The organism is Parafrankia sp. Ea1.12 (genome assembly GCF_900465275.1).
In the GTDB taxonomy this organism is placed as follows: domain Bacteria; phylum Actinomycetota; class Actinomycetes; order Frankiales; family Frankiaceae; genus Parafrankia; species Parafrankia soli.
Map to the genome: position 1 here is coordinate 1 of NZ_UBIZ01000615.1, position 1,292 is coordinate 1,292.

At 70.0% G+C, this 1,292-nt stretch carries 2 protein-coding genes; both read left to right on the forward strand.

Going from position 1 to position 1,292, the window contains the following annotated elements:
* The first annotated feature begins 62 nt into the window (after window positions 1-62).
* Window positions 63-635, forward strand: coding sequence for an IS607 family transposase (locus FMEAI12_RS33445; RefSeq protein WP_112109123.1), 573 nt, complete (start codon window positions 63-65; stop codon window positions 633-635).
* Window positions 632-1,292, forward strand: a 661-nt coding sequence (locus tag FMEAI12_RS33450) for a helix-turn-helix domain-containing protein (RefSeq protein ID WP_146776831.1), incomplete at its 3' end; no start/stop codon positions are given. The genes FMEAI12_RS33445 and FMEAI12_RS33450, both read left to right, overlap by 4 nt.

The following is a 1,292-nucleotide window of genomic DNA, read 5'->3' on the forward strand; positions in this document are numbered from 1 at the left end:
GGGGTGAAATCTGCTGTCGTGTTAGCGCTGGATGGTGTCAGATAGCGCTGTATGGTGGTGGTGTGAACCTCAAGGAGTGGGCTGCGGCGAACGGAGTCGGGTACTCCACCGCCCGACAGTGGTTCCTTGACGGCAGGCTTCCGGTTCCTGCCCGTCGGGTCGGCGGGCTGATCCTCGTCGACGAGCCCGCGCGATCGGTCCCGTCGGGGACGGTGGCGGTCTATGCCTGTGTCTCGTCCGCTGACCAGGAATCGGACCTTGACCGGCAGGTCGCCCGGATCGTCCGCTGGACTGCGGGCCAGAATTTGGCCGTCGGTAAGGTCGTGACCGAGGTCGGTTCCGCGTTGGACGGGCACCGCCGGGAGTTCCTCGCGTTGCTGGGTGACCCGGAGGTGACGACGATCGTCGTCGAGCACCGGGACCGCTGCGCCCGGTTCGGTGCCGAGTATGTCGAGGCCGCGTTTGCCGCCAGCGGCCGGCGGCTGCTCGTCGTCGATCCCTCGGAGGTCGACGACGACCTGGTACGGGACATCACCGAGATCCTGACGTCGATGTGCGCCCGGCTCTATGGCCGCCGCGGCGCCGCGAACCGGGCCGCTCGCGCCGTCGCGGCCGCCACCGAGGCAGCCATGTGAAGACGACGCTGCAGGCGTACCGGTTCGCGCTCGACCCGAACAACATCGGGCGTGCCGGCTTGCGTCGGCACGCGGGCGCGTGCAGGTTCGCGTTCAACTGGGGCCTGGCTCGGGTGAAGGCCGCGCTGGCGCAGCGCGAGGCCGAGGAGTCCTACGGGCTGGCCGGCGACCTGCTCACCGCGGTTCCGTGGACGCTGCCCGCGCTGCGCCTGGCCTGGAACACGGTGAAGAACGACATCGCGCCGTGGTGGGCGGAGTGCTCGAAGGAGGCGTTCTCCGCCGGGCTGGCGCAGTTGGCCGCCGGGTTGAAGAACTTCTCCGACTCCCGCACGGGCAAGCGGAAAGGCCGCACGGTCGGTTTCCCCCGGTTCAAAAAGCGCGGGAAGGCCCGTGACTCGTTCCGGTACACCACCGGCTCCTACGGTCCGGACGGGGACCGGCATGTGAAACTGCCCCGGATCGGCCGGGTGAAGGTCCACGAGCCGATGGGCGCGCTCACCGCTCTGCTCGGCGACGGCCGTGCCCGCCTCCTCGGCGCGGCCGTGTCCCGCACGGCTGGCCGCTGGTTCGTGTCGTTCACCGTGCAGGTCGAGCGGGAGATCCCCGACGGGCCGTCCGCCCGGCAGGCCACTGGTGGTGTGATCGGTGTCGACCTGG